The organism is Burkholderia sp. MSMB1078WGS, assembly GCF_001528895.1.
Lineage (GTDB): Bacteria > Pseudomonadota > Gammaproteobacteria > Burkholderiales > Burkholderiaceae > Burkholderia.
The window spans coordinates 1-21,282 of sequence record NZ_LPDI01000111.1; the positions used below are offsets into that span (position 1 = coordinate 1).

Genomic DNA, 21,282 nt, shown 5'->3' on the forward strand with positions numbered 1-21,282 from the left:
AGCCGGACAGCTTACGCGGCCCGAAAGCGGACATTTCTATGTAGCCAAAAGCGGACATTTCAATCTAGCTACTACAATACAAACTATCGATAATGTTGATTATGTCAAATTCAAGATGCGGGAGAAGATGCTGCTGGCCACCGGTCTTTCGTGCGGCAATCCAGTATTCCCTGGGAAGTGCTTCCGCACAAAATGCGACTGTGATCCAGGCATGGGCTGCTGGCACAGGCTACGCGATTGGCAGCACGCGGGCGTCTGGAATCGACGTCATCGGGAGGTAAAGCCCGCGCGACCGACACTCGGTCGGCCAACGCCGCATGGTCCGGTCACACGTGCGTCGAATTGCGTTAGAAATGCCACACGTTCGCTACCCTTCTCAGTCGCAATTCCGGGATCGCGCGTCCTCGCGTTCAGACCTTACACCACTGCACTTGACCTCGAGTGAGGCTGGTTGCCAATCCAGAAGGAATCTCACGAAGGCGCCTGCAAGGTGCGCCGCAAGAGCGGATCGAACGTGTATCTCTCCACCATACTTCTGCTCGATGCAGCCGATCCGGTCCGCGCGCATCCTTCATCGTCCCGGCGCGCGCCGCGCGCCGGGACCGGTTGCCGCCTGGCGGCCTCATCGCCGTCAGAACCGATACGTCGCCCCGACCTGGAAGAAGCGGCCGAGGTCCGTGTAGAGCGACTGGTCATAGCCCGTGATGTCGGGCACGGCTTGCCACTCGACGTCGAACGGCGGCTTCTTGTCGAAGAGGTTCGTGATGCCGCCGTAAATCGTCCAGTGCTTGAAGCCGCGGTAGTTGAACATCAGGTTGAACTGGCTGTACGACGCCACCGAGCCCGTGCCGCCGTCGCCGAATTCCGCGGCCACGGCGTTCGTATAGGGCCCCGTGTATTGCCAGGTCAGCGTGGTGGTCAGTTGCCGGTAGTCCCAGCTCAGGCTCGTATTGCCCTTCCAGCGCGGGTTGCTCGCGCCGAACGGCTGCAGCAGCGCAAGGTTGTTGCCGGCGAAGTCCTGCGGCGCGGTTCCGGGGCTGTGCAGCTTGAAGTGCCACACATAAGCCCAGTCGCCCGAGAGCGTGAACGTGCCGTACTTGGTGCGTAGCGCCTTGCGGAAGTTGAGATCGAAACCGTCGGTGTCGAGCGCGCCGAGGTTCACGAAATGCTGAACAAGGTAACGCACCGACCCGTCGGCGTTGCGCACGACGCGGGAAGGATCGTTGGCGACGAGCACCGCGTTCGGATCGTCGGTGCCGATGACTCCGTCGATGCGGACCTTGTAGAACGCCGCGCCGATATCGGTCATCGCGTCGGGCGAAAGCTGGAAGCCGATGTTGTAGTTCTTCGTGTGCTCGGGCTGAAGATTCGGATTGCCAGCGACTTGCTCCGTCGTGAAGTGCTTCGTCGGCACACCGCTCGGATCGTTCGGATCGACGAGGTTCTGGTGAGAGAGATAGACGGCCTGCGAGTTTTCGACGAGGGTCGGCGCGCGGAAGCCGCGACTATACGATGCATACGTCGTCAGCATTTGCACGGGCTGGAAACGCAGCGCAAAGCTCGGCGAAAATGCCCCGCCGAAGTCGCTGTAGTGATCGTAGCGGCCCGCCTGCGTGAACGTCAGGTTGCGCAGGATCGGAATGTCGACCTGGTAGAACGCGGCGGCGACGTTGCGCGAACCCTCCACCGTCTGCACGTTCGCGGGCGCTGATACGCCTTGCGACGCGAGCGTCTGCGGGTTGATCGTCGACGATTCGTGGCGGAACTCGGTGCCCAGGCCCAGGCCGACGGGTCCCCCGGGCAGCGTGAACAGATTCGACGTCGAGGCCTTGGCCGTCACGCTGTCGACCTTCGAGATGGCCTGCTGATCGTCGTCCGTGAAAACACCCTTCAGGCCGTTCGGCGTGGAGGCCGGGTTCGAGAAGTTGTAGGTGCCGTTGGCGAGCATGTTCTCGAGGCCCGCGACGTTGATCCGGTTGCTATACGTCGTATCGACGGTGCTCTGCGAGTGGCCGTAATCGGCCGACCAGTCCCACGCGCCGAACCTGCCCGCGTCGAACGCGCCTTTGACGCCCGTACTCGCCATCCAGAACGTCGATACCGTATCCGCCCCCACGACGTTGCCCGGGAAGGTCAGGTTGATCGCCGTCGGCACGCCGAACGGGTTATAGGGGTTGCTCACCGGTACCGTGCGCGGCAACGGCGAAACGGATCCGGTCGAAGGGTTGTAGATGTTCGTCGTGCTCGAGATCGAGGCCGGCCCCTGCGACTGGACGGTTTCATCGCGGCTCACCCAGAAGCCCGCATAGGCCTGCGTGTTGTCGTCGATCTTGAACGTGGCCCGCACCTTCGCGTTCAGGCGCGTCGTGGACGGAACGAGCGATGTCGAGGCGGCCGGGTTGTACGTGCAATTGGTCGCGCTCGTCTTGCTGCCCGGCGGGCACGGCGAAAGCGGCACCTTCGAGCCGTCCGCCAGCGACCAGTACGACTGCTGGTTCGGCCCGAGCGGCGCGGCCAGCCCGCCGGGATATTGCGTGAAGTCTTGCGCCGACGTCATGTCGCGATCGCCGAGCGTCGAGCCCGAATCGCGGTAATAGCTGGCGGCCGCGGTGACGTTGAAGCGATCCGAATTCAGATCGCCGAAGCCGGCCAGTACGCTGAAGTTGCCTTGCCCGTCGCCCGGATGCTGCGCCTTGCCGAGTTGGCCGTCGATCTGCAGGCCCTGAAAGTTCTTCTTCGTAATGATGTTGACGACGCCCGCGATCGCGTCCGACCCGTAGACGGACACCGCGCCGGTCTTGACGATCTCGACGCGCTCCACCATGTTCAGCGGAATTGCGTTGACATCGAAGAACGTGTCGGTGAAGTTCACCGACTGCGCATAGTTCGCGACGCGCTGGCCATCGACGAGCACGAGCGTGTATTTCTCGCTGAGCCCTCGCAACGCCATGCCGGCGCCGCCGGGGGCGGAGCTGTTCATTGTCGTCTGGCCCCAGCTGCTGGCGGAATTGGCCGAGGTCGAACGCAGGAAATCGGCGACCGTCGTGTATCCGCTTTGCTGGATTTCCTTCGCGGTGATGACCTGCACTTCGGTGTGGCCGACCTTGTCGGATGTGCGGATCAGCGAACCCGTCACCTCGAACTTGTCGAGCTTTTTCACGGTCTGCCCGCCCGCGGCAGTGCCCGACGCCGGCGCGGGCGCGGCGGCGGCGGTGCTGCCGGTTTGCTCGGTGGCGACGCCCCCGTCGACAGGCGTTGTCTGCGCGTAAGCGGAGGTACCCAAAGCCGCCGTCAACGCGACTTCAGCCCATGCGATGCTGCGTATTGCCGATCCCAAAGCCGTTGGTTTCATAACACCCCTTTGTCGTCGCAAGGCCTGACCTTTTTGTATGCACGGAGATTCGCCGGCCTTTAAATAGCGTTGCCCCGCATTCCTGATTCGCCATCTGGTGCTCACAACCATTCCGTCCGACCGCTTATTTCTTTCAACTTTATTTATTCTGCTTACAGGAATAACCAAGCTGAAATTCAAGAAATAAAATATCCACAAAATTAGTAGCTCTAATTACATGGATCGATCTATCCATGTATCGAACGGCCATGTGCAAGCCGTACTACCAATGGCACTTGGCACATTCTCGCCATGGCGCCTCGTCAACCACAACGTACGCGCTACCAGGAAAGGCAGTCACCCGTTGAAGAGCTGCTTTACGTATTCACTTTGAAAATCTTAATGCACGGAATCTTCATTACCGTTCACTACCAGGCTTTACGCTGGACGCGAACATATCAGGACAGAATCGACGCGTCAAAAAATATTTGATAGCACATAACTTTGTTTAGGTGCATTGAATGCACTCGGTTGGTGCCGAATGAAAATCGATATGGTTCATCAATCGCCACCGTTGCCTTTCTTCCTTGTTCGGCTGCTTTTTTTCCCCGCTCGTGGATGCGCCGCAATGGAGCACACGGCAGGCATTCGCCGGTCCGAACTGTTTTGTTTAGCCGACACGGGCACCCCCTGGAACGGGATTTTTCGGTCGGGTTCGGATGGTGTTCCTCGAATATCGGATAGGATTCCTGATAGAGCAGCCCCTCGAGCATGTGCGTGGCGTCGTGCACCGCCGAATTGACGGCTTTCGTGTGATATTTACACGTCGTCGCCCCTTGATCCCACCGCAACACCTCGTCGCGCACATCAATCGATCTCCAGATTCCCGGCCGTTTCCATGCGCTTCGTCACCGCCGCATGCCGCCCGCGTCGGCCTATGGACACGACTACCCGAAACGCCACCGGCGCGAACACCAGCCCGAACATCGTCGCCGCCAGCACGCCCCCGAACGCGCCGGTCCCGATCGAACGCCGGCTTTCCGCGCCCGCGCCGGTCGCCAGCACCAATGGCACGACGCCGAGCAGAAACGCCATCGACGTCATCACGATCGGCCGAAACCGTGCGGCCGCCGCCTCCACCACCGCCTGCCGCAGCGGCACGCCGCGTGCGACGAGTTCGCGCGCGAACTGCACGATCAGAATCGCATTCTTCGCCGACAACCCGATCACCGTAATCATCCCGACCTTGAAGTACACGTCGTTCGGCATCCCGCGCGCGAGCGCCGCCGCCAACGCGCCCACGATGCCGAGCGGCACGATCGTCAGCACCGACAGCGGAATCGTCCAGCTCTCATACAGCGCGGCGAGCGCCATGAATACCGCGAGCACCGACAACCCGACCAGCAGCGGCGTCTGCCGCTCGGCGATCCGCTCCTCACGCGCCGCGTTGACCCAGTCGTAACCGATCCCGGCCGGCAGCATGGCGGCCAGCCGCTCCATCTCCGCCATCGCCGCGCCCGAACTGGTGTGGGTCGCCGCCCGGCCGCTGACGTCGAGCGACGGGTAGCCGTCGTAGCGATTCAGCATCACGGGTCCGACCGTCCAGTGCGGCGCGGCAATAGCCGACAGCGGCACCATGTCCCCCGTCCGGTTCGGCACCGACAGCGCCATCAGTTGCGCGTCGGTCGCACGCGCGCCCGGATCGGCCTCGATGATCACGCGGCGCATCCGGCCCGACGCCGGAAAATCGTTGATGTAATTCGAACCGAACGTGCCGCCGAGCAGCCCCGCGATGCGCTCGAACGGCACGCCAAGCGCATACGCCTTCGCGCGATCGACGTCGAGCTCGATGCGCGGCGCATCCGGCAAGTCCTCGAAATGCACGGACGCGAGCGCCGGGTCCGCCTTCGCGCGCACGGCCAGTTGCTCGCGAGCGGCCTTCAGCACGTCGAGCCCGACCCCGCCACGATCCTCGAGACGGAACGTGAAGCCGTCCGCGTGACCGAGGCCGGGCACCGATGGCGGCAGCGTTGCCTGTACGTCGCCGTCGAGAATCGCATCGAAACGCCGGTTGAGCCGATCGCGCAACGTCATCGCATCGACGTCGCGCTGCGACCAGTCCTTCAGCTCGACGAATGCCATCCCGACGTTCTGCCCGCTGCCCGCGAAACTCCAGCCGATCACGCTCGTCACGTTCGCGACGGCCGGCTCCGCCTGCAGGATCGCCTCGACACGCTGGACGACCGCGGCCGTGCGCGCCTGTGTGGCGCCAGCCGGCAACTGGATCATCACCTGCAGTTGCCCCTGGTCCTCGGTCGGCAGAAAACCGCCCGGCATCATCCAGGACAGCAGCCCGCACACGGCCACGAGTGCGACGTAGATGCCCGCGACCGCGCCCGTGCGGCGTACCGCCGTCACGGTCATGCGCCGATAGCCGGCCTCCGCGCGCGAGAATGCAACGCCGAAGCGGTCGGCCAGGCGCGCGCCGAGGCTGCGTCGCGGCACGCGTCCGCCACCGCCTTCGTGACGGCCGACCGGTTTCAGCAGGTTCGCGCACAACGCCGGCGTGAGCGACAGTGCCATGAACGACGACACGAGCATCGACGCGATCATCGACACCGCGAACTGCCGGTAGATGCCGCCGACGCTGCCCGGGAAGAACGCCATCGGCACGAACACGGCGGTCAGCACCGCCGTCACGCCGACGATCGCCCCGCCGATCCGCTTCATCGCGCGGCGCGTCGCATCGCGCGGCGACACGCCCTCCTCCATCACGCGATGCACGCTCTCGACCACGACGATCGCATCGTCGACGAGGATGCCGATCGCCAGCACGAGGCCGAACATCGTGAACACGTTGATCGACAGCCCGAACGCCCACATCGCGACGAACGCGCCCATCAGCGTGACGGGAATCACCACCGTCGGCACGAGCGTGTAGCGCAGCTCGCGCAGGAACAGCCACATCACGCAGAACACCAGCACGACGGCCTCGGCGAGCGTCAGCACGACTTCGCGGATGGCGATCTTCACGAAATGCGCGCCGTCGAACGGAATCTCGACCGCGACGCCCGGCGGCAGCGTCTTCGACAGCTCGGCAAGCCGCGCGCGAATCGCGTCGGACGTTTCGAGCGCGTTGCCGCGCGGGCCGAGCTGGATGCCGACGGTGGCCGCCGGACGGCCGTTCAGCCGCGAATAGAACGAATAGTCGTCGCGGCCGATTTCGACGCGGGCGACGTCGGCGACGCGCACCACCGAACCGTCCAGCTTCGACTTCAGCACGATCCGGCCGAACTCCTCCGGCGACGTCAACTGCCCCTTGACGACGATCGTCGCGGTGAGCTGCTGGCCGTGCACGAACGGCGCATCGCCGATCGCGCCGGCCGTCACCGTCGCGTTCTGCACGCCGATCGCCGCGATCACGTCGTCGGCGCCGAGGTCGTATTCGCGCAACTTGTTCGGATCGAGCCAGACCCGCAGCGCCTCGTCGGCGTCCCACAGCTCGGCCGCGCCGACGCCCGGCGCACGTTTCAGTTCGCGCAGCACGTAGCGGTTCAGATAGTCGCCGAGCTGCGCGGAGTCGCGCGTGCCGTCGGTCGACGTCAGCGTGACGAGCATCAGGAACGTGTTGGCGGCCTTGAACACGCCGATGCCCTGCTGCACGACCTGCTGCGGCAGCCGCGGCGCGACCTGCTTCAGCCGGTTGTTGACGTCGACGAGCGCGATGTCCGGATTGGTGCCGGGCGCGAACGTCACGTCGATCTCGAGGTTGCCGTGACCGTCGCTGCTCGTCTCGTAGTACTGCAGCCCGTCGGCGCCGTCGAGGCTCTCCTCGATGATGCTGCCGACGTCGCCGTCGACCGTCTCGGTCGACGCGCCCGGATAGGTCGCGGTGATCACGACGCGCGGCGGCGCAAGGCGCGGATACTGCGCGATCGGCAATTGCGGAATGGCGAGCACACCCGCGACGACGATCGCGAGCGCGACGATCCACGCAAACACCGGGCGGTCGATGAAGAACGACGGCATCGCGATGCGTCAGCGAACGGCACGGGCGCACCGCGCCCGGTTCACGTCAATCATCCGTGCCCCCTTCCTTCCGCAGCGGGCCCGGTTCCGGCGCGAGCATCGACGACGCGAGCAACGCCTGCGTATACGGGTGGGACGGCGCGTGCAACACGTCGAGCGTATCGCCCTCCTCGACCACGCGCCCCGCCTTCATCACGATGACCCGGTGAGCCATCGCGCGCATCACCGCGAGATCGTGCGTGATGAACAGGTAGCTCAGTGCGTACTTCTTTTGCAGATTCGTCAGCAGATTCAGGACCTGCTTCTGGATCGACACGTCGAGCGCACTCGTCGGCTCGTCCAGCACCAGCAGTTCCGGCTCGACCGCCAGCGCGCGCGCGATCGCGATGCGCTGGCGCTGGCCGCCGGAAAATTCATGCGGATAGCGCATCATCGCTTCGGCCGGCAGGCCGACCTCCTGCAGCAGGGCTGCAATCCGAGCGCGCCGCGCAGCGCCGGCCACCTGCGGCCGGTGCACGGCGAGCCCCTCGCCGACGATCTGCTCGACCGTCATGCGCGGCGACAGCGAGCCGAACGGATCCTGGAACACGACCTGCATGCGGCCGTACAGTGCGCGCCGGCCGCGGGTCGTGCGCAGCAACGCCAGCGGCATGCCGTCGATCTCGATGCCGCCCGACGCCGGCCGCTGCAGGCCGAGCACGGCCGCCGCCAGCGTCGATTTTCCCGACCCCGATTCGCCGACGATGCCGAGCGTCTCGCCGCGCCGCAGGCTCAGCTTCACGTCGTGCACGGCCCGGAACGCCGTCTTGCCGAACACCGCGCGCCAGCCCTTCGCAGCGATGCGGTAATCGACGGCGAGCTGCTGCACGTCGAGGATCGTCTGCGCGCCAGTCGCGACCGGCCGGACGGCGCGTCGCGGCGCGCTGTCCAGCAGCCGGCGCGTGTACGCGTGCTGCGGCGCGGCGAACAGCGCGGCGGTCGCGTTCGTCTCGACGAGCACACCCTGCTCCATCACGGCCACGCGCTGCGCGAAGCGCCGCACGAGATTCAGGTCGTGCGTGATCAGCAGCACGGCCATGCCGCGCGCGGCCGCCTCCTGCTCCTGCAGTTCGATCAGCAGGTCGACGATCTGCTGGCGCACCGTCACGTCGAGCGCCGTCGTCGGCTCGTCGGCGAGCAACAGCCGCGGCCGGCACGCGAGTGCCATCGCGATCATCGCGCGTTGCCGCTGCCCGCCCGACAACTGGTGCGGGAAACTGTCGATGCGCCGTTCCGGCTCGGGAATCCCGGTGCGCCGCAGCAGCGCGATGCCGCGCTCGCGCGCCTCGCCCGCTCGCAGGCCCTCGTGCAACCGCAGACTCTCGGCGATCTGCTTGCCGATCGTATACAGCGGATTGAGCGCCGTCATCGGCTCCTGGAACACCATCGCGATATCGGCGCCGCGGATGCCGCGCATCTGTTGCTCGGTCTTCGCGAGCAGATCCTCGCCGTCGAACAGCATCTGTCCCGACAGCGTCGCCTGCTGTGCGAGCCGCAGGATCGACAGTGCCGTCACGCTCTTGCCCGAGCCCGATTCGCCGACGAGTGCGACGCGCTCGCCGCGTCCGACCGAGAGGCTCAGATCCTGCACGGCGGCTTTCGCGCCGAAGTGCGCGGAGAACCGCCGGATGTCCAGCAAGGGCGTCGTCATCGTTGCTCCCCGCCGAAGGCCGAGCCGCGCGCGCGCATGTCGAGTGCGTTGCGCAGCGCGTCGCCCATGAACGTGAGCAGCAGCAGCGTGACGACCAGCGCCGAGAACGCGGAGATCGAGATCCACCACGCGTCGAGGTAGTTCTTGCCTTCCTGCAGCAGTTCGCCGAGGCTCGGCGTCGGTGGCTGCACGCCGAGGCCGAGGAAGTCGAGGCTCGTCAGCGACAGGATCGCCGCGCTCATCCGGAACGGCAGGAACGTGATCACCGGCGTCAGGCTGTTCGGCAGCACATGTCGCCACATGATCTGCCGGTTCGACAGCCCCATCGTGCGCGCGGCCTTCACGTAGTCGAGCGCACGGTTGCGCAGGAACTCCGCGCGCACGTAGTCGGACAGCACGATCCAGCCGAACATCGACAGCAGCACGAACAGCAGCCACAGCGACGGCTCGAAGATCGACGCGAAGATGATCAGCAGGTACAGGTCGGGCAGCGCGCTCCAGACCTCGATCAGGCGCTGCCCGACGAGATCGGTGCGCCCGCCGTAGAAGCCCTGCAGCGCCCCCGTCAGCACGCCGAGCGCGACACCCGACACCGTCAGCGCCAACGCCATCAGCACCGACAGCCGAAACCCGTACAGCAATCGCGCGAGCACGTCGCGGCCGAACTGGTCGGTGCCGAGCCAGTTGCTCGCGGACGGCGGCGCCGGATACGGCCGCGACGCGAAGTAGTCGATCGTGTCGTAACGGTAGCGGTTCGGCGGATAGATCGCGAAGTTGCCGTGCGACTCGAGTTTCGCGCGGATGTACGGATCGAGATAGTTGGTCTTCGCCGGAAAATCGCCGCCGAACTGCGTCTCCGGATAATCCTTCAGGATCGGGAAATAATAGTGTCCGTCGTAGCGCACGAGCAGCGGCCGGTCGTTCGACAATCCGTCGGCCAGCAGGCTGAGCGCGAACAGCGTGGCAAAGATCACGAGGCTCCAGTAGCCAAGTCGCTGCGCGCGAAACCGCAGCCACGTGCGTCGCCACGGCGACGGCGACGCCGCGCACGCGACGGCGGCCGGATCAGTGGTCCAGGCGGCTGAACTGGATACGGGGGTCGACGAGGACATAGCAGATATCCGCGATAAGCTTGGTCAGCAGACCGATCAGGGTGAACAGGAACAGCGAGCCGAGCACGACCGGATAGTCGCGGCGGATCACCGAGTCGTACGACAGTTGCCCCATCCCGTCGAGCGAGAACAGCGTCTCGATCAACAGGTTGCCGTTCAGGAACGCGCCGACGAACGCGGCCGGCAACCCGGTGAGCAGCGGAATCGCCGCGTTGCGCAGCACGTGCTTCCACAGCACGTCGCGTTCCGGCGCGCCCTTCGCGCGCGCGGTCAGCACGTATTGCCGGCCGATTTCGTCGAGAAACGTGTTCTTCGTGAGGATCGTGACGATCGCGAAATTGCCGACCACCGAGGCCGTCACCGGCAACGCGACATGCCACAGATAGTCGAGGGTCTTGCCGATCAGCGTCAGGTCGTCGAAGTTGTCCGACGTGAGCCCGCGCATCGGAAAGACCTGCCAGAACGTGCCGCCGCCGAACAGCATCAGCAGCAGCACGCCGAGCACGAAGCCCGGCACCGCGTAGCCGGTCAGCACCAGCACGCTCGTCACGGTGTCGAACCGCGAGCCGTTGCGCACCGCCTTCGCGATGCCGAGCGGCACCGACACCAGATACGTGAGGATCACCGTCCACAGCCCGAGCGTGATCGACACCGGCAGCTTGGAGCGGATGACCGTCCACACGCTGCGGTGCGCGAAGTAGGACTGGCCGAGGTCGAACGTCGCATAACTTTTCAGCATCAGCAGATAGCGCTCCAGTGGCGGCTTGTCGAAACCGAACTGCTTGCGGATCTGCTCGATCTGCTGCGGATCGACGCCCTGGCTGCCGTGGTAGCCGCCCCCGCCTCCGCCCGCCTCGCCTCCCCGCGTGCTGCCGTGGCGCAACTGCGCGAGCACCTGCTCCACCGGACCACCCGGCACGAACTGCGTGACCGCGAACGTGATCGTCACCACCCCGATCAGCGTCGGAATCATCAGCAGCAGCCGCCTCAATATGTATGCCAGCATCGTTGCTCCCCGTCAGGCCGCCGGAGCGGGTTGTGGCCGTGCGGCCGGCTTCTTCTCGTACCAGTAGTCGATGATCCAGTCCTCGTACTGATAGGAAGCCGGCACGACCGCCGGATGGCCGAGCGTCGTCTTGTACGCGATCCGCGCGTTCGGCATGTAGTACTGCGGGACCAGCACGTACAGGTTGATCAGCACGCGGTCGAGGGCGTGCGTGGCCGTCTCGAGATCCTCGAGCGTATTGGCCGCGAGCGCCGCGCGAATCAGTGCGTCGACGGCCTTCGACTTCACGCCCGGATAGTTCTCCGAGCCGGGCTGCGACGCGGCCGCGCTGCCGAAACGGCGTGTCAGCTCCGCGCCGGGGATCGTCACGGGCGAGTAGATATACGTCGTCATGTCGTACTCGAAATTGTCGAGCCGCTTCTGGTAGAGCGCGCTATCGATCTCGTGCAGGTACGCATGGATGCCAAGCGTCGCGAGCGCCTGCGTGTACGGCAGGATCAGCCGATCCATGCCGGGCTGGTCGTCGATGATCTCGATCGTCATCGGCGTGCCGTTCGCGTCGCGCAACGCGCCGTCGCGGTAGTGCCAGCCGGCCTGCGCGAGCAGGTCGCGCGCTTGCTTGAGGTTCGCGCGCAGCGAGCCCGGCGGCAGCGTCGACGGCTGCTTGCTCATCGGGCCGAACACCTCCGGCGGCAGCGTCGACCGGTACGGTTCGAGCAGCGCGAGCTCCTTCGCGCTCGGCATGCCGGACGCGGCGAACGGGCTCGCGTCCCAGAAGCTGTTGGTGCGGCGGTACTGCCCGTAGAACATCATCCGGCTCATCCAGTCGAAGTCGAATGCCAGCGCGAGCGCATGCCGCACGCGTACGTCCTGGAACATCGGCTTGCGCAGGTTCATCAGGAAACCCTGCATCTGCGCGGGGCCGTCCGGGAATTCGCCTTTCTTCAGCAGTCCGTTGCGAAAGTTCTTGCCGACGTACTTGCGCGCCCACTGCGTCGAGCTGTATTCCATCCGCGCGTCCACGTCGCCGGCCTTGAGGGCCTCGAGCGCCGTGTACTGGTCGAGGTACAGCTTGAACGACACGCGTGCGAAACGGAACATCCCGCGCCGCGACGGCAGGTTCGCGGCCCAGTAGCGCGGGTTGCGCACGTACGTGATCTGCTTGTCGTTCCTGCGCTGCTCGATCAGGTACGCGCCGCTCGCGATCGGCGGCACGTTCGCGATCTGGTCGAACGGCGGTCGCGTACCGTCCGCGCGCTGCCCCCACTTCGGCGAGAACACCGGCAGGTCGCCTGCGATCAGCGGGGCGTCGCGCTCCGCATGCTTGAATTCGAAGCGGATCGTGTGACTGTCGACGACCACCGCGCGCCGGATGATCGAGAACTGCGCGTTGTACAGCGGCGACGCCTGCGGGCTCGTCAGCGTATCGAACGAATACTTGACGTCGGCCGCGGTGATCGCGTCGCCGTTCGAGAAGCGCGCGGCCGCGTTGATGTGGAACGTCGCCGACAGCCCGTCGGGCGCCACCTCGACGTCGTCGGCGATCAACGCGTATTCGGACGCGAGCTCGTCCCAACTGCGCTGCATCAGCGTGTCGAACATCAGGTTCTTGATGTCCGGCGCGGGCGAGCCACGCACGAGAAACGGGTTCAGCGAGTCGTAGCTCTGCGCTTCGTCATAGTTTTCGAAATTGAGCGCGCCGGTGTCCGGCGCCTGCGGATCCGCATAGTCGAAATGCGTGAAGCCCGGCGGATATTTCGGCTGGTCGTATTGCGCGATGGCCGGCACCGCACGCGCGACCAGCGGCATGGCCGTGGCGTATGCGATCAGCGCCACGCACGCGATCAGCGCGGGCATCCGCCGCCATTTCAACAGTCTCATGTTCAGTCAACCCGGTTGCGTGCCGGCCCGATGCCCGCACGCGATCAATGTCTGTCGATTCATACGTCGTCGATGCCGGTCGGATCCGGCTGTACCGTCATCGCGCCTGGTTAAAAAAAAGGCCGCTCCTAATTTGGGGTAGTGGACGTGGAGCGGCCCGTCCAAGCTGGCCAGTCTTGCGCGTGTCGCCGTCAGAACTTGTACGTCACGCCGACTTGCGCGAAGCGGCCGATGTACGAATACACCGACGTGTCGTACCCGCTCTGGCTCAGCGTGCCGGGCACGCCGAAACTGATTACTTGCACTGAGCGCACTGCTTGCTTTCCGTTTAGATAATGCTGGTCCGACGGGCTAGAACAGCCGCGGCGTACCGACCCAGACGATCACCGCCTCTTCGTCGGCCGTGTTGTGCCACGCATGCGGCATCGTCGACTCGTAGTGCGCGGTGTCGCCAGGGCTCAACACGAACGTGCAATCCTCCAGCGTGAGCGCGACCCTTCCGCGCATCACGTAGAGGAACTCCTCCCCTGCATGCGTCGTCACTTCCGACGGCGACTGGCCCGCCGGTATCCTGACGAGGATCGCGTCGAGCTTGCGACCGTCCACGAGATTCGTCAGCCTGGCAAATGAACTCGCCGAGTTCGTGAACTGGAAATACTGCAGTGCGTCGCCGCGGCACACCGAGCGCGCCTCGGTCGGCGTGTCGATGAAGTACTGCATCGTCACGCCGAGCGCCTTCGCAATCCGGACCAGCGACGTGATCGACGGCGTCGCGCGCCCACGCTCGACCTGCGACAGGAATGGCTTCGAGATCCCTGCCGTCGTGGCCGCTTCGTCGAGCGTGAGTTTCAGCCGCTGCCGAAGCGCGCGGATCTTGTTGCCGAGCGAAACCGCGACGAGCACCGATTCATCGGGAGGCAAGACCATGGAAGAACGGACCCTCTCAATCGCAATCGATTTGATGTCGGCAGGCCTTGCCCGATGCCATGAAGCTGCCGCCACGGTGCGAGGCTCCGCTGCCCGTCGCCGCCGCGCGCACGTCTCGCGCGAAGCGAAACGGGAGTCCCGCTTCGCCATCGCGCGATTCGCGCTCATTTCATTCGGTTTACTAATTAACACGGCTGCCCCCTTTTTTCCTCGCCCAGTCAGACTTCTCCACCTTCAGGTGGCCGCAATGGCACATGCATGCGGTACGGTGCCCATCCCGCATTCGGCCGCTGCATCCCCCAGCGTCGCCTTACCGCGACGCGACGACCGTCCACAGCTTCGCCAGATCCCCCGATCCGTCGTTACCCTTCACCGTGCGCAGCACCTGGACCGCATGCGCCTTCTGGCCCGCAACGTAGTACGCCTCGCCGAGCCGCAGCCGCGCCGCATCGGGATGCTCGAGCCCGCCCTTCGCGATGACCTGCTCCATCATCGACAGCCCTTGCGCCGCATGGCCCGCGAACACCAGATTCATGCCTGCGTCGATCGGCGCCACCGGATCGGCAGTGTCCGCGCCCGACTGCGCGCGCCTTGCGGCCAGCGCCTGCAGCCGTTTCTCGCGGTCCGCCTGCGCATCCTTGCCGAGCACGCCGGACGCGAAGCCCTGGTCGATCACCTGCCGGCCTTCGGCCGGCGTGCCCGCCACCAGCGCGAGCTGCGTCATCTCCATATAGGCGCCGGCCGTCGTCAGCGAGCCCGTCGCTCTGCGCAGCCGGTATATGTCGAGGTCGAGCGACGACAGGTAACCGGGGCTGCCGCGAATCGCCGAGATCATTTCCTCCCAGTACGCGGGGCTCGGATGATAAGCCACCAGCATGCCGAGCGCGCTGCGATACGCACCGGCATCCTTGCTCTTTTGCGCACAGTCCGCCAGCATCTGCAACTGCCCTTCGTCCGGCGCGTGGCCGGCCTTCACCTGTGCGTCCGCGCTTGCCTTCAGCTGGCTCACGACCTGGCCGCAATCGTTCGACAGGTAATACGACTGCGTGAGCAGCGTGCGCATTTCGGGATCCGTGCCCCCCGCCTTCAAGTAGCGCTGCGCGATGCGGATCGCCTGCGGATAGTTCTTCTGCTGGAAGTAGATCCCCGCGAGCGCCGCCGTCGTCCTCTGCTCGTCCTCGCCCGACAGGCGCCCCGAGTTCAGGACGGTTTCGTAGGCCTGCGCGGCCACACCGGTATCGCCGGCCGCCATCGCCGCCGCGCCGCGCGTCGCTTCCACCATGTAGGTTTCATACGGCGTGCGGTTGGGCACGGCGGCCGCCTGCGCGATCTTGCCGAGCGCGTCGCGATACCTGTGCGCGCGATACAGGTCCTGCGCGGCCGCCAGCGGCTTCGCCACATCGGGCCGCAACGCGTCGGCCGTCCACGCCGGCCCGCCGAGCACGCAGGCCGCACCGAGCGCCGTCAGCGCCATCATCCATTTCCATCGTCGCTGGCTCATCGGTTGGCCTGTCCCGTCATTGCATGAACTGCTCGTTGCCGATCAGGCCGATCTTCGTCGCGCCCACACGCTGCGCGGACGCCAGTACGGCCGCCACGTCCTTGTACGGCGCCAGCTTGTTCGCCCGCAGATGGATCTCCGCCTGCACGGGCTCGTGCGCGATCGCCGTCAGTTTCGCCTCGAGTGCCGCGCGATCCGGCACCCGCGCGCCGTTCCACGTCGTCGTACCGTCGAAGTCGATATCGATCTGCACGACCTCCGGCGGTGTGGCGGGCGGCGGTGGGTTGCCCACCGGCAGGTCCATCTTCACCGAATGCATCTGGATCGGGATCGTGATGATCAGCATGATCAACAGCACCAGCATCACGTCGATCAGCGGCGTGGTGTTGATGTCGACCATCACGTCCGGCTCGGCGCCGCCTCCGCCCGAAGGCACGTTCATTCCCATCGTCTGCTCCTGTCGATGCTTGCTCTGATCCCATGCGTCGCCGTCAATCGGAATCGACGCGCGTGCCGTCCCCGTGCAAGGCTAACCACCCCGCGCCGGCGGTTCCGTAATGAACGACACCTTCGCGATGCCTGCCCGCTCGCACATCGTGACGACCCGGCCGATGAACTCGTAGCGCGTGTTCTGGTCACCGCGCACGTGCACGCTCGGCTGCGGCTGCTGCTGCGACACGCCCTTCAGCTTCGCGAGCAACGTCGACGCATCCACCCGTTGTTCACCCCAGAAGAAATCGCCGTCGCGATTCACCGCGATCTCGACGCTCTTCGGCGTGGTCTGCAGCGGCTGCACGACCTCCTTCGGCAGCTGCAGCTGGATCGTGTGCGTGACGACCGGAATCGTGATCAGGAAGATGATCAGCAGCACCAACATCACGTCGACGAGCGGCGTCGTGTTGATGTTCGCGATCACCTCGTCGCTTTCGTCCTGCCCGACGTTCATGCCCATCGCGCGCCTCCGTCAGCCGGTCAGTTCACGAGCGACGCGGCAGGCGACGGCGCGCGAGCGGCACGCTTGCTGCCGGCCAGCAGCACGGTATGCAGCTGGGCGCCGAAGTTGCGGACCCGCTCCATCACCGACTTGTTGCGCCGGACGAGGAAGTTGTAGCCGAGTACGGCAGGCACCGCGACCGCCAGACCGATCGCCGTCATGATCAGTGCCTCGCCCACCGGGCCCGCAACCTTGTCGATCGACGCCTGGCCCGCGATCCCGATCGCCGTCAGCGCGTGATAGATCCCCCACACCGTGCCGAACAGCCCGACGAACGGCGCGGTCGAACCGACCGTCGCCAGGAACGCGAGTCCGTCCTGCATGCGGTTCGACACGTTCGTGATCGAGCGCTCGACGGACACGTCGATCCACGTGTTGCGGTCCACGGCTTCGAGCAATGCCTCGTCGTGATGCTCGCCCGCCTCGATCGCCGTTTCGGCGATGAAGCGGAACGGCGATGCCTCGTCGAGCAGCTTCGCGCCCTCGGCCAGCGACGGCGCGCTCCAGAGTTGCGCGTCCGCAAGCTTCGCGCGGCGGTTCGCCCGCAACTGCTCGACGAACTTCGTGACCATGATGTACCAGCTGCCCATCGACATAATCACGAGCAGGATCAGCACGAAGCGCGCGACGAAGTCGCCGTTCTTCCAGAGTGCTCCCAGCCCGTACGGATTCTCGACTGCTTCGGTCGCGGCCGGCGCCGGCGGCGGGGCCGGCTCGGCGGCGGACGGCGCGGGCGCCGCGGCTTGTGTCGACGCGTCGGGCGCCGCCGTGGATCCGCTCGCCTGCGCGTAAGCGAATTGCGGTGCTACGAGCCCGTCGATTGCAGCGACGGACATCAACAGGCTTGCCGCCAGTGCGGCCAGAGAACGCTTGGTCATACCCCACTCCAATTCTTTCGTTGAACTTACGATTAAGGTTCAAGCCGGTTTTCCCCGGCCCGGCTCTCGCCGGGCCGCCCACTGCATCAATTCAGGTTGAACGAGAACGGCACCTGCACCCTTACCGCCTGGCCTTGCGCCACGCATTTGAACCGCTTCACGGTGTTGTAGGCCGCACGATCGAGCACGGGGTCGGCCGACTGGGCCACGCGTTCGTTCGTGATGTTCCCGTCCGCATCCACGACGAACTCGATCGTCACGTCACCCGTGATGTTGTTTTCCTGCGCTTCCTTCGGATACTGCATCGACGCGCGAATCGTGTCCGAATTCGGGCAGACGACACCCACTTCGTGGCTGACCGGCTTCGCGGGCGCGGGCGCGGGCGGTGCGATGACGGGCGCCTGCACGGCCGGCGCGGACGGCACCGGTGCAGACTGGTGCGTGATCGTCGCCTGCGGCGGCGCCTGCACCGGCACTTCCGGCGGCGGCACGAACGGCGGCGGCGGGGGCGCGAACTTGGGCGGCGGAAGCTTGACGACCGGCATCGGCGGGGGTGGCGGGGGCTTCACCGGCTCGATGATGCGGGTTTCGATCGGATGCTGGATCACCTGCACGACTTTCGTCGCGAGGCCGTTGAGCAATGCGTAGATCAGCACTGCATGCAACAGGAGGACGACTGCGATGCCGCCGAAACGGCGCACCGGATTCTGCTGCTTCTTGCCGAATTCCCGCGGACGCCCTAGCGTGGCCAGTCCGCTGTTCGAAGCAACCAGATGCTCTTCGACTTTCATGCCCACTATCCATCCCCCAAGCGAATCGCCCAGTTTCGCGACGATGGCTGGCCCCGGAACCGGGTCGGTTCCGTCTCCGCCTCACCCCGAAATTTCACTTTCAATGCAATTAGCGATCCAAATCGAAAGAATCGATTTCGGATCCCGATTTACTCAATTTCAAGGAATCGTTTCAACCGCAACGGGATAGCCGCCCTATCCGGCGTCTATTCCTAACCAGCGTATTCAGGCAATTGTCAGCTGCTGCGTCGACACCGGCACTTTTCTCGCGTGACGACTGGATCTTCGTTACACACTGATGTCAGCCGGGCCGTTCGTCTTGGGTGCAGAAGATAGCAAGGAAAAAATTTGGGCGTCAAACTTTATTTGATACTCGAATACAAAGTTTGGAGGCCTTGCTCGAATAACGATTTAGTAAACATTTTTCATCGATTTGGTAATTACTTTGTATGGTTATCGCACCAATCAAGTGCTTCTAAAAAATAATCACCAATTTAGTGCGAAGCACCGAATCGGCGCGTCTGTAATGAGCTCGCCGGATGCGTTTCGCATGTCACATGCACGGATGGAAGCCGATTGGCCGTCGTCATGCGGGCCGGGCTTGTTCACGCGATGATCTGACGGGACACCCTCCGCTTATTTATAAGGATTCCAAATAAAAAGAGGGATGCTTTTCCACCGATCTGATCTACACGATGATCTGCACACCGAATCTGCTTTCCGATGCCGGAAACCGCTGCATCAGCGTGAATGCGTTGCCCGCCACTTTGCGCGCACTGGCACATCCACTTCACCGAGCCCGGTGAGACAATGCGCGTGCATGCTTCGTCGATGCACGACCGGCATCGCTCAGGACAGCATCATCCCCTGCATCCGGTGCGAGAAATGCGCCCGCTCGGCGGTCTCCATCAGCATCAGGAATTCGTCCTGCGTCATGTGAATCAGCGCTTCGTGATCGCCGGCCTCGAAATAGACTTCCGGCTGCTGCGCGAGGCGTTCCTCGAGGAACGTCTTCATCCCGTACGCCATGCAGACCGGCGGCAGCGCGCCCATGTCGCAATCCTTGAACAACTCGCGCAATTCGACCTCCCGGGCGAGCACGAGATGGCGTCCCGTCTTCACCCAGAGATCCGACAGGCGCACGGCGTGCGTCGTCGGCAATACGGCGGCGACGTAGCCCTCGGCGTCCTCGAGGAGCACCGTTTTCGCGAGCCGGTCGCCGGGAATATGCGCGGCGGCGGCCGTCTCCATGCTCGTATGACTATAGGGGTGGTACACGATTTCGTACCGCGATGACTTCTGGCGCAGGCAATCCTGCAGGGTGGCTGAGACCGGCATGGCACACCTCGTCTGGGTGAATCGGGCGAACGGCGTTCGCTCCGGATTCGTTCAGCATAGGTCGCATTCGGGCTCAATGGAAACGCCCTCGCGCGACGCCGGTCCCGATGCCCCGGCAGCCCATTCCCGTCATTTTTCATCTGTGCGCCCGCCCTCGCCGGCATGCGAGATCGAGACTCGGAACGGGCCCGGAAAGCCCCCTCGTCTCTGTAGACGAATTTTAGGTAGTGCTACGTACACGCGAACGAGTCGGCAATTTGCCGATGTCGGGAAACCGGACCGTTAGTTGCATTTTTCCGAAAAACAACGGGATACCGCCGGGAATGCGCCGTTCAAAAAGCGAACCCGCGAATGCCCGCCGTCACGCCGGCACGCCATGCCGCCAACAGCTTTCGCGGTGCCCTATACTGAGCCGGCCGCCCCCAATCTCCCGGCGGAAACCGACTCCTGGAGCCATCATGCATTACCAGTTGATCTACGAACTCGTCGACGATTACCTGTCGCGGCGCGACGCGTTCCGTGCGCAGCATCTCGCACTCGCGCAGGCCGCGACCGAGCGCGGCGAACTCGTGCTCGCAGGCGCGCTGGCGGACCCTGCCGACCAGGCCGTGCTCGTGTTCGAAGGCGATTCGCCGGAAGCGGCCGAATCGTTCGCGCGCGCCGATCCGTACGTGCAGAATGGCCTCGTGAAATCGTGGCGCGTGCGGCCGTGGCGCGTCGTGGTCGGCAAGCACGCGCCGCGTCCGGCGTGAAATCGGGCTACAGCCACCCTGCCCGCTTGAAGCGCCACCACAGCGCGAGGTCGGCGACGGCCATCACCGCGATACAGCCGTAGAACCCGTATTTCAGGTGCAGCTCGGGCATGTTCGCAAAGTTCATCCCGTAGATGCCGGCGATCATCGTCGGTATCGCGAACAGCGCGGCGAACGAGCCGAGCCGCTTGGTCACCTCGTTCTCCGCGAGCGAAATCATTCCGAGGTTGACCTGGATCGCGGTCACGACCATCTCGCGGCGCCCTTCGATCGTCTTCACGATCCGCTGCAGATGGTCGTACACGTCGCGGAAGTAGGCCGCCATCCCACTGCAGACCTCCGGAATGCGCCCGCCTGTGAGCTTCGCGAGCGGCTCCATCAGCGGCGCCGTGTGCTGGTACAGCAGCACGAGCCGGCGTTTCAGCGAATAAAGATCCTCGATGATCGCGCGCGAGGACGCGGGCGTCGCCTTCGCGAAGATGCGATCCTCGAGTTCCTCGAGCTCGGTGCCGAGCGTTTCGAGGATCGGGAAATACCGGTCGACGACCTGGTCCATCAACGCGTAGAACACGAACGCCGACCCCTCGCGCAGCAGATGCGGTTCGCGCTCGCAGCGCTTGCGCACGTCGCGAAAATCCTGCTCGGTATGGTTGCGGATCGACAGCACGTAATTCGGGCCGACGAACACGTTCAGTTCGCCGACCTTGAATTCGTCGTCCTCGTCGAGTTCGACCGTATGCAGCACCGCGAACAGCGAATCGCCGTATTCCTCGATCTTCGGCCGCTGATGACCCTTGCGGGCATCCTCCAGCGCCAGCTCGTGCAAGCCGAACTCCTCGCCCATCAGATCGATTTCCTCGGGCGTCGGATCCTTCAGCGCGACCCACACGAAGCATTCGGGCTTCGACACGTAATCGCTGATGGCGGCGATGTCGATATCGGCCAGCTTGCGGCCGTCCTGGTAAGCAGCACAGTTGATCAGCATGTTGTCCCACGATGTTGCAGTTTGCCCATCAGTTTACCGGTTTGCCGCACGGACGGCCCGGCTTGCG

Annotated in this window: 16 protein-coding genes and 1 pseudogene; 2 read left to right on the forward strand and 15 right to left on the reverse strand. The window is 64.7% G+C overall.

Features of this window, described 5'->3' with window-relative positions; translation table 11 throughout:
* Positions 1–147: 147 nt before the first annotated feature.
* Positions 148–265 (forward strand): annotated as a pseudogene (locus WT24_RS35530) (IS5/IS1182 family transposase); the annotation flags it as partial.
* 366 nt (positions 266–631) lie between these two features.
* Here WT24_RS35530 and WT24_RS30040 read toward each other — a convergent pair.
* From WT24_RS30040 to WT24_RS30100, 14 genes are all read right to left on the reverse strand, one after another.
* Positions 632–3,352: a TonB-dependent siderophore receptor gene (locus WT24_RS30040; protein WP_060036851.1), complete on the reverse strand. Its 2,721-nt coding sequence runs from the start codon at positions 3,350–3,352 to the stop codon at positions 632–634.
* Between the two features lie 437 nt (positions 3,353–3,789).
* Positions 3,790–4,197, reverse strand: coding sequence for a hypothetical protein (locus WT24_RS34750; RefSeq protein ID WP_156441885.1), 408 nt, complete (start codon positions 4,195–4,197; stop codon positions 3,790–3,792).
* Position 4,198: 1 nt separating this feature from the next.
* The gene (locus tag WT24_RS30045) at positions 4,199–7,360 is read right to left on the reverse strand and encodes a multidrug efflux RND transporter permease subunit (protein WP_060036853.1); all 3,162 of its coding nucleotides are present in this window, start codon (positions 7,358–7,360) and stop codon (positions 4,199–4,201) included.
* Positions 7,361–7,406: 46 nt separating this feature from the next.
* Positions 7,407–9,050 carry an ABC transporter ATP-binding protein gene (locus tag WT24_RS30050; RefSeq protein WP_060036855.1) on the reverse strand — a complete coding sequence of 548 codons (1,644 nt, stop codon included), beginning with the start codon at positions 9,048–9,050 and terminating at the stop codon, positions 7,407–7,409.
* On the reverse strand, positions 9,047–10,162 hold the full coding sequence (locus WT24_RS30055) for an ABC transporter permease (protein WP_060036857.1): 1,116 nt from the start codon (positions 10,160–10,162) through the stop codon (positions 9,047–9,049). Before WT24_RS30055 ends, WT24_RS30050 begins: the two co-directional genes overlap by 4 nt.
* A complete protein-coding gene (locus WT24_RS30060; protein ID WP_060036859.1) occupies positions 10,116–11,168 on the reverse strand; it encodes a microcin C ABC transporter permease YejB in 1,053 nt (350 codons plus the stop codon). The genes WT24_RS30055 and WT24_RS30060 overlap by 47 nt, the downstream gene beginning before the upstream one ends.
* A gap of 12 nt (positions 11,169–11,180) precedes the next feature.
* Entirely contained in the window at positions 11,181–13,049 is a 1,869-nt protein-coding gene (locus WT24_RS30065; protein WP_060036861.1) for an extracellular solute-binding protein, read from the reverse strand.
* Between the two features lie 351 nt (positions 13,050–13,400).
* Positions 13,401–13,976: a helix-turn-helix domain-containing protein gene (locus tag WT24_RS30070; protein ID WP_059498880.1), complete on the reverse strand. Its 576-nt coding sequence runs from the start codon at positions 13,974–13,976 to the stop codon at positions 13,401–13,403.
* Positions 13,977–14,286: 310 nt separating this feature from the next.
* A complete protein-coding gene (locus WT24_RS30075; RefSeq protein ID WP_060036863.1) occupies positions 14,287–15,477 on the reverse strand; it encodes a lipopolysaccharide assembly protein LapB in 1,191 nt (396 codons plus the stop codon).
* Between the two features lie 16 nt (positions 15,478–15,493).
* Positions 15,494–15,925, reverse strand: a complete 432-nt coding sequence (locus WT24_RS30080; RefSeq protein WP_059498878.1) for a biopolymer transporter ExbD — start codon at positions 15,923–15,925, stop codon at positions 15,494–15,496.
* Between the two features lie 81 nt (positions 15,926–16,006).
* A complete protein-coding gene (locus tag WT24_RS30085; RefSeq protein WP_034207364.1) occupies positions 16,007–16,429 on the reverse strand; it encodes a biopolymer transporter ExbD in 423 nt (140 codons plus the stop codon).
* Positions 16,430–16,449: 20 nt separating this feature from the next.
* Entirely contained in the window at positions 16,450–17,349 is a 900-nt protein-coding gene (locus tag WT24_RS30090; RefSeq protein WP_059795565.1) for a MotA/TolQ/ExbB proton channel family protein, read from the reverse strand.
* Between the two features lie 86 nt (positions 17,350–17,435).
* The gene (locus WT24_RS30095; RefSeq protein WP_059498876.1) at positions 17,436–18,140 is read right to left on the reverse strand and encodes an energy transducer TonB; all 705 of its coding nucleotides are present in this window, start codon (positions 18,138–18,140) and stop codon (positions 17,436–17,438) included.
* An 849-nt stretch (positions 18,141–18,989) separates the two neighbouring features.
* Positions 18,990–19,478 carry an aminoacyl-tRNA deacylase gene (locus WT24_RS30100; protein WP_059498875.1) on the reverse strand — a complete coding sequence of 163 codons (489 nt, stop codon included), beginning with the start codon at positions 19,476–19,478 and terminating at the stop codon, positions 18,990–18,992.
* A gap of 458 nt (positions 19,479–19,936) precedes the next feature.
* On the opposite strand from WT24_RS30100, the gene WT24_RS30105 reads away from it, so the two are divergent.
* On the forward strand, positions 19,937–20,230 hold the full coding sequence (locus WT24_RS30105; RefSeq protein WP_059498874.1) for a YciI-like protein: 294 nt from the start codon (positions 19,937–19,939) through the stop codon (positions 20,228–20,230).
* Between the two features lie 7 nt (positions 20,231–20,237).
* Here the strand turns inward: WT24_RS30105 and corA are convergent, their stop codons facing one another.
* Positions 20,238–21,215 (reverse strand): magnesium/cobalt transporter CorA, encoded by a 978-nt coding sequence (gene corA, locus WT24_RS30110; protein ID WP_034207369.1) that lies wholly within the window; start codon positions 21,213–21,215, stop codon positions 20,238–20,240.
* Positions 21,216–21,282: the final 67 nt, after the last annotated feature.

Excerpts from the sequence above, each read along its gene's own strand:
- WT24_RS30065 (WP_060036861.1), bottom strand. The coding sequence starts at position 13,049 with ATGAGACTGTTGAAATGGCGGCGGATGCCCGCGCTGATCGCGTGCGTG.
- WT24_RS30085 (WP_034207364.1), bottom strand. The coding sequence starts at position 16,429 with ATGGGCATGAACGTCGGGCAGGACGAAAGCGACGAGGTGATCGCGAAC.
- WT24_RS30075 (WP_060036863.1), bottom strand. The coding sequence starts at position 15,477 with ATGAGCCAGCGACGATGGAAATGGATGATGGCGCTGACGGCGCTCGGT.
- WT24_RS30095 (WP_059498876.1), bottom strand. The coding sequence starts at position 18,140 with ATGAAAGTCGAAGAGCATCTGGTTGCTTCGAACAGCGGACTGGCCACG.
- WT24_RS30090 (WP_059795565.1), bottom strand. The coding sequence starts at position 17,349 with ATGACCAAGCGTTCTCTGGCCGCACTGGCGGCAAGCCTGTTGATGTCC.
- WT24_RS30045 (WP_060036853.1), bottom strand. The coding sequence starts at position 7,360 with ATGCCGTCGTTCTTCATCGACCGCCCGGTGTTTGCGTGGATCGTCGCG.
- WT24_RS30105 (WP_059498874.1), top strand. The coding sequence starts at position 19,937 with ATGCATTACCAGTTGATCTACGAACTCGTCGACGATTACCTGTCGCGG.
- WT24_RS30040 (WP_060036851.1), bottom strand. The coding sequence starts at position 3,352 with ATGAAACCAACGGCTTTGGGATCGGCAATACGCAGCATCGCATGGGCT.
- WT24_RS30055 (WP_060036857.1), bottom strand. The coding sequence starts at position 10,162 with ATGTCCTCGTCGACCCCCGTATCCAGTTCAGCCGCCTGGACCACTGAT.
- corA (WP_034207369.1), bottom strand. The coding sequence starts at position 21,215 with ATGCTGATCAACTGTGCTGCTTACCAGGACGGCCGCAAGCTGGCCGAT.
- WT24_RS30060 (WP_060036859.1), bottom strand. The coding sequence starts at position 11,168 with ATGCTGGCATACATATTGAGGCGGCTGCTGCTGATGATTCCGACGCTG.
- WT24_RS30050 (WP_060036855.1), bottom strand. The coding sequence starts at position 9,050 with ATGACGACGCCCTTGCTGGACATCCGGCGGTTCTCCGCGCACTTCGGC.
- WT24_RS30100 (WP_059498875.1), bottom strand. The coding sequence starts at position 19,478 with ATGCCGGTCTCAGCCACCCTGCAGGATTGCCTGCGCCAGAAGTCATCG.
- WT24_RS30070 (WP_059498880.1), bottom strand. The coding sequence starts at position 13,976 with ATGGTCTTGCCTCCCGATGAATCGGTGCTCGTCGCGGTTTCGCTCGGC.
- WT24_RS30080 (WP_059498878.1), bottom strand. The coding sequence starts at position 15,925 with ATGGGAATGAACGTGCCTTCGGGCGGAGGCGGCGCCGAGCCGGACGTG.